Annotated in this window: 4 protein-coding genes; all 4 read left to right on the forward strand. The window is 70.3% G+C overall.

All coding sequences use genetic code 11. The features are described from left to right. The first annotated feature begins 69 nt into the window (after positions 1-69). The 4 genes from glnA to AC5Y5B_RS13005 are packed head-to-tail and all read left to right on the forward strand — an operon-like array spanning position 70 to position 5,943. The gene (gene glnA, locus AC5Y5B_RS12990; protein WP_112634857.1) at positions 70-1,410 is read left to right on the forward strand and encodes a type I glutamate--ammonia ligase; all 1,341 of its coding nucleotides are present in this window, start codon (positions 70-72) and stop codon (positions 1,408-1,410) included. A gap of 50 nt (positions 1,411-1,460) precedes the next feature. Then, positions 1,461-4,445 carry a bifunctional [glutamine synthetase] adenylyltransferase/[glutamine synthetase]-adenylyl-L-tyrosine phosphorylase gene (locus tag AC5Y5B_RS12995; RefSeq protein WP_112634856.1) on the forward strand — a complete coding sequence of 995 codons (2,985 nt, stop codon included), beginning with the start codon at positions 1,461-1,463 and terminating at the stop codon, positions 4,443-4,445. Continuing rightward, positions 4,442-5,086, forward strand: a complete 645-nt coding sequence (locus tag AC5Y5B_RS13000) for a PaaI family thioesterase (protein ID WP_112634855.1) — start codon at positions 4,442-4,444, stop codon at positions 5,084-5,086. The genes AC5Y5B_RS12995 and AC5Y5B_RS13000 overlap by 4 nt, the downstream gene beginning before the upstream one ends. Then, positions 5,083-5,943, forward strand: a complete 861-nt coding sequence (locus tag AC5Y5B_RS13005) for a TIGR03619 family F420-dependent LLM class oxidoreductase (protein WP_500005520.1) — start codon at positions 5,083-5,085, stop codon at positions 5,941-5,943. Before AC5Y5B_RS13000 ends, AC5Y5B_RS13005 begins: the two co-directional genes overlap by 4 nt. Positions 5,944-6,000 lie beyond the last annotated feature (57 nt).

Below are 6,000 nucleotides of genomic sequence, written 5' to 3' on the forward strand. Positions count from 1 at the left end.
GCGCCTCGCAATGGTTCTGAGCGGGCATCGGTAACACAGAATTAACAGCGGTTGCATACTGTTCGGGTTATGGATCGACAGAAGGAATTCGTCCTCCGCACCCTCGAGGAACGAGACATCCGTTTCGTTCGGCTGTGGTTTACCGATGTGCTCGGTTTCCTCAAGTCGGTCGCCATCGCCCCGGCCGAGCTCGAAGGCGCCTTCGAGGAGGGCATCGGCTTCGACGGATCCTCCATCGAGGGCTTCTCGCGGGTCTCCGAATCCGACACCGTGGCCAACCCCGACCCGTCCACCTTCCAGGTGCTGCCGTGGGCCTCGCCCAACGGCCACCACCACTCGGCGCGGATGTTCTGCGACATCACCATGCCGGACGGATCGCCGTCGTGGGCCGACCCGCGGCACGTGCTGCGTCGCCAGCTGCAAAAGGCCAACGACCTGGGCTTCTCCTGCTACGTGCACCCCGAGATCGAGTTCTTCCTGCTCAAGCCGGGCCCCGACGACGGCACCCCGCCGGTTCCCGTCGACAATGCCGGCTACTTCGACCAGGCCGTCCACGACTCCGCCTCCAACTTCCGCCGCCACGCGATCGAAGCCCTGGAGTTCATGGGCATCTCGGTGGAGTTCAGCCACCACGAGGGGGCGCCCGGCCAGCAGGAGATCGACCTGCGCTTCGCCGACGCCCTGTCGATGGCCGACAACGTGATGACGTTCCGCTACGTCATCAAGGAGGTCGCGATCGAGAACGGCGCCCGCGCCACGTTCATGCCCAAGCCGTTCGGGCAACACCCCGGCTCCGCGATGCACACCCACATGAGCCTGTTCGAGGGTGACGTCAACGCGTTCCACAGCCCCGACGACCCGCTGCAGCTCTCCGACGTGGGCAAGTCCTTCATCGCCGGGATCCTCGAGCACGCCTCGGAGATCAGCGCCGTCACCAATCAGTGGGTCAACTCCTACAAGCGGCTGGTCGGCGGCGGCGAGGCGCCCACCGCCGCGTCGTGGGGCGCGGCCAACCGGTCCGCGCTGGTGCGGGTGCCCATGTACACACCGCACAAGACGTCGTCGCGGCGCGTCGAGGTGCGCAGCCCCGACTCGGCCTGCAACCCGTACCTGACCTTCGCCGTGCTGCTGGCCGCCGGGCTGCGCGGGGTGGAGAAGGGCTACGTGCTGGGACCGCAGGCCGAGGACAACGTGTGGGACCTGACAGCCGAGGAACGCATCGCGATGGGATACCGCGAGCTGCCGACGAGTCTGGACAGCGCGCTGCGCGCGATGGAGTCCTCCGAGCTGGTCGCGGAAACCTTGGGGGAGCACGTTTTTGACTTCTTCTTGCGCAACAAGCGCACGGAGTGGGCCAACTACCGCAGCCACGTCACCCCGTACGAGCTGAGCACCTACCTGTCCCTGTAGGTCCCACCGAGCGCCGATCAGTCGGAAGACCGGCGGCTTGCGCTACGGTCGTGGTCGTGACCAAACCCGCGACGCAGCGCCCCAGGCTGCCCAGCGTCGGCCGGCTCGGGTTGGTCGATCCGCAAGCGGCCGAACGCATGGCGCAGCTGGGGTGGTACGAGCACGACGACCAGGCGCACGTCGACCTGCTGTGGTCGCTGTCGCGCGCGGCCGATCCCGACGCCGCGCTGCTGGCCTTGGTCCGGCTGTCGGAGAACCCCGACTCGGGGTGGAACGAACTCAACGCCGCACTGCTCGCCGAACGCCCGCTGCGCGGCAGGCTGTTCGGCGTTCTCGGCGCGTCGCTGGCGCTGGGCGATCACCTGATCGCCCAACCGCAGTCCTGGAAACTGTTGCGCGGCAACGTCACACTGCCTACCCGCGACGAGCTGCGCGCGATGTTCACCGGCTGCGTGGACGAGGCGCTGGCTGCGCCGGGTTCGGCGATGGTGCGCCTTCGCACCCTGTATCGCGACCAGCTGCTGGTGCTGGCCGCGCTGGACCTGGCCGCGACCGTCGAGGACGAGCCGGTGGTCCCGTTCACCGTGGTGGCGGCCCACCTCTCGGACCTGGCGGACGCCGCGCTGGCCGCCGCCCTGCGGGTGGCCGAGAACAGCGTGTGCGGCGAGCGGACCCCGCCGCGGCTGGCGGTGATCGCGATGGGCAAATGCGGTGCCCGCGAACTGAACTACGTCAGCGACGTCGACGTCATCTTCGTCGGCGAGCAGGCCGACACCGTCACCACCCGGGTGGCCAGCGAGATGATGCGGCTGGCCTCCGAGGCGTTCTTTCAGGTCGACGCCGGCCTGCGGCCCGAGGGTCGCAGCGGGGAACTGGTCCGCACCGTCGAGTCGCACATCGCCTACTACCAGCGTTGGGCCAAAACCTGGGAGTTCCAGGCGCTGCTGAAAGCCCGTGCGGCGGTGGGCGATGCGGAGCTCGGACGGCGCTACCTGGACGCGCTGATGCCGATGGTGTGGGTCGCCTGCGAGCGTGAGGACTTCGTGCCCGAGGTGCAGGCCATGCGCCGCCGGGTCGAGCAGCTGGTGCCCGCCGAGGTCCGCGGCCGCGAGATCAAGCTGGGCAGCGGCGGGCTGCGCGACGTGGAATTCGCCGTGCAGCTCCTGCAGCTGGTGCACGGCCGCGGCGACGACTCGCTGCACGTGGCGTCGACGGTGGACGCGCTGGCCGCGCTGGGCCAGGGCGGCTACATCGGACGCGAGGACGCCGCCAACCTCACCGCCTCCTACGAGTTCCTCCGGCTGCTCGAGCACCGGCTGCAGCTGCAGCGCCTCAAGCGCACCCACCTGCTGCCCGAGGCCGACGACGAGGAGGCGGTGCGCTGGCTGGCGCGGGCCGCCCACATCCGGCCGGACGGCCGCCACGACGCGGCCGGGGTGCTGCGCGAGGAGCTGCGCCACCAGAACCTGCGGGTGTCCCAGCTGCACGCCAAGCTCTTCTATCAGCCGCTGCTCGAATCGATCGGCCCGGCCGGGCTGGAGATCGCCCACGGCATGACCTCCGAAGCCGCCGAACGCCAGCTGGCGGCGCTGGGTTACGAGGGTCCGCAGACCGCGCTGAAGCACATGTCGGCCCTGGTCAACCTGAGCGGCCGGCGCGGGCGGGTGCAGTCGGTGCTGCTGCCGCGGCTGCTGAACTGGATGTCGTACGCGCCCGACCCCGACGGCGGGTTGCTGGCCTACCGGCGGCTGTCCGAGGCGCTGTCCGGCGAGAGCTGGTACCTGGCCACGCTGCGCGACAAGCCCGCCGTGGCCCGCCGGCTCATGCACGTGCTGGGGACCTCCGCCTACGTGCCGGACCTGCTGATGCGGGCCCCCCGGGTGATTCAGGACTACGGCGATGGGCCGTCGGGGCCGAGGCTGCTCGACGCCGAGCCCGCGGCGGTGGCCCGCGCGCTGGTCGCCTCGGCCAGTCGCTACTCCGACCCGGTCCGGGCGATCGCGGGGGCGCGCACCCTGCGGCGCCGCGAGCTGGCCCGCATCGCATCGGCCGACCTGCTCGGCATGCTCGAGGTCACCGACGTCTGCGCGGCGCTGACCTCGGTGTGGGTGGCGGTGCTGCAGGCCGCGCTGGACGCGATGATCCGGGCCAACCTGCCCGTGAGCGGCAGGGCGCCGGCGGCCATCGCGGTCATCGGCATGGGCCGGCTGGGCGGCGCCGAGTTGGGCTACGGGTCCGACGCCGACGTGATGTTCGTCTGCGAACCGGCGCCCGGAGTCGAGGATTCCGCGGCGGTGCGCTGGGCAACCGGCGTCGCCGAGCAGGTTCGGGCGCTGCTGGGCACCCCCAGCGTCGACCCGCCGCTGGAGGTCGACGCCAACCTGCGGCCCGAGGGTCGCCAGGGCCCACTGGTGCGGACCCTGGCCTCCTACGCCGCCTATTACGAGCAGTGGGCGCAGCCGTGGGAGATCCAGGCGCTGCTGCGGGCGCACGCGGTCGCCGGCGACGCGGAGCTGGGGCGGCGGTTCCTGCTGATGGCCGACAAGACCCGCTATCCACCCCACGGGGTGTCTACCGAGGCGATGCAGGAGATCCGGCGCATCAAGGCCCGCGTCGATTCCGAGCGGCTGCCGCGCGGCGCGGACCCCAACACCCACACCAAGCTGGGCCGCGGGGGACTGGCCGACATCGAGTGGACCGTGCAGCTGCTGCAACTGCGGCACGCGCACGAGATTCCCGCCCTGCACAACACGTCGACCCTGCAATGCCTGGACGCGATCGCCGCCGCCGAGCTGGTGCCCGCCGACGAGGTGGACCTGTTGCGGCAGGCCTGGCTGACCGCCACCCGGGCCCGCAACGCGCTGGTGCTGGTCCGCGGCAAGCCCACCGATCAGCTGCCCGGGCCCGGACGCCAGCTCAACGCCGTGGCCGTGGCCGCGGGCTGGCCCACCGACGAGGGCGGGGAGTTCCTGGACAACTATCTACGGGTGACGAGAAGGGCAAAAGCGGTGGTGCGCAAGGTGTTCGGAAGTTGAGTCAGGAGGCCGGCGCGTTGGACGCCGTATTCGAGGTGCTCAGCGCGGCGGAGGCCGAGCGCGTGACGGCGCTCTACGCTCCGTTGGCCGACGCGGTGCGCGAACTCGTCGACGCCACCATCCGCACCGAGGCCGATGACGACGTCGTCGCCGAGGCCCGGAAGGCGATCGAGGCCGTCACCGCGGCGCTGCGGCGACGCACCCGCCCGATGGGGGTGAGCTACCGCGTCAACGGCCGCCCGCTGCCGTTGGGCAACGCCGCGATCGGCGTGTGCAATCCCATCGCGCCGCCGATCGTCGTGCACCACGAGGGCGAGGGGCGCTGCTGGAGCGAGTTCACCCTCGGCTCGGCTTATGAGGGCCCGCCCAAACTGGTGCACGGCGGCGTCAGCGCCCTGGTGCTCGACCACATGCTCGGCGAGGCGGCCAGCGAGGGGCTGTCCAAAGCGCGGTTCACCGGCACCATCACCGTGAAATATCTGCGCGGCACGCCGCTGGGTCCGCTGCGCTGCGAGGCGTGGGTCGACGGCAAGGAGGGCCGCAAAGTCTTTGCGCGCGGCACCATTTCGGATGCCGCCGGCGTCACCGTCGAGGCCGACGGCGTGTTCATCGAGCCGGCCTGGGCGCAGGAGGGGCAGTGAAGTTCTACATCAGCAGCGCCTTCCTGAACACCCGCGAGATCATCGAGCTGGCCAAGGCGGCCGACGAGCTCGGCTACGACGGGATCGGCATTCCCGACCACGTGGTCAATCTCGAGACGTTGCAGACCCCGTACCCGTACACCAAAGACGGACAACGGCGCTGGCAACCGTTCACCGACTGGCCCGATCCCTGGGTCCTCGTGGGTGCGCTGGCTCAGGTCACCACGCGGTTGCGGTTCGTCAACACCGTCTACATCCCCGCGATGCGCAACCCGTACTCGGCGGCCAAAGCCATCGGCACGGCGGCGGTACTGGCGTCCGGCCGGGTGGAGCTGGGCATCGGGGTGGGCTGGTGCCGCGAGGAATTCGCTTTGATGGGTGAGCGATTCGAGGCGCGCGGCAAGCGCACCGACGAGATCATCGAGCTGATGCGGGCGCTGTGGGCGCCGGGCTGGACGGAGTTCGAGGGCGAGTTCTTTTCCGCGCCGCGCCTCGAGATGCAACCCACTCCGCCGCCGATACCGGTGTATGTCGGTGGGCTCAGCGAGATCGCGTTGCGCCGCGCCGCCCGCAACGACGGTTGGATCGGCGATCTGATCAAGACCGAGCGGGCCATCGAGGCGGTCGGGCGGCTGCGGGAGCTGCGCGCCGAAAACGGTTTGACCATGGACGATTTCACCATCCTGACGCCGCTGACCGATGCGTTCACCGCCGCGGACTACCGGCGGGTCGAGGACGCCGGCATCACCGGCATCATCACCATGCCGTGGATGTTCTATGCCGGGCCCGACGCCAGCCTGGACGACAAGATCGACGGCATGCAGCGCTTCCGCAAGGACCTCGCGCTCGACGGCTGAGCGCGCGGCGCCGTCCGTCGCTTGGCTGCGCCGCGCGAAGTCCGCGACACTTAATCA

This window comes from Mycobacterium sp. NGS33, assembly GCF_059812885.1.

Coding starts and splice junctions, on each gene's coding strand:
- glnA (WP_112634857.1), top strand. CDS start 70: ATGGATCGACAGAAGGAATTCGTCCTCCGCACCCTCGAGGAACGAGAC.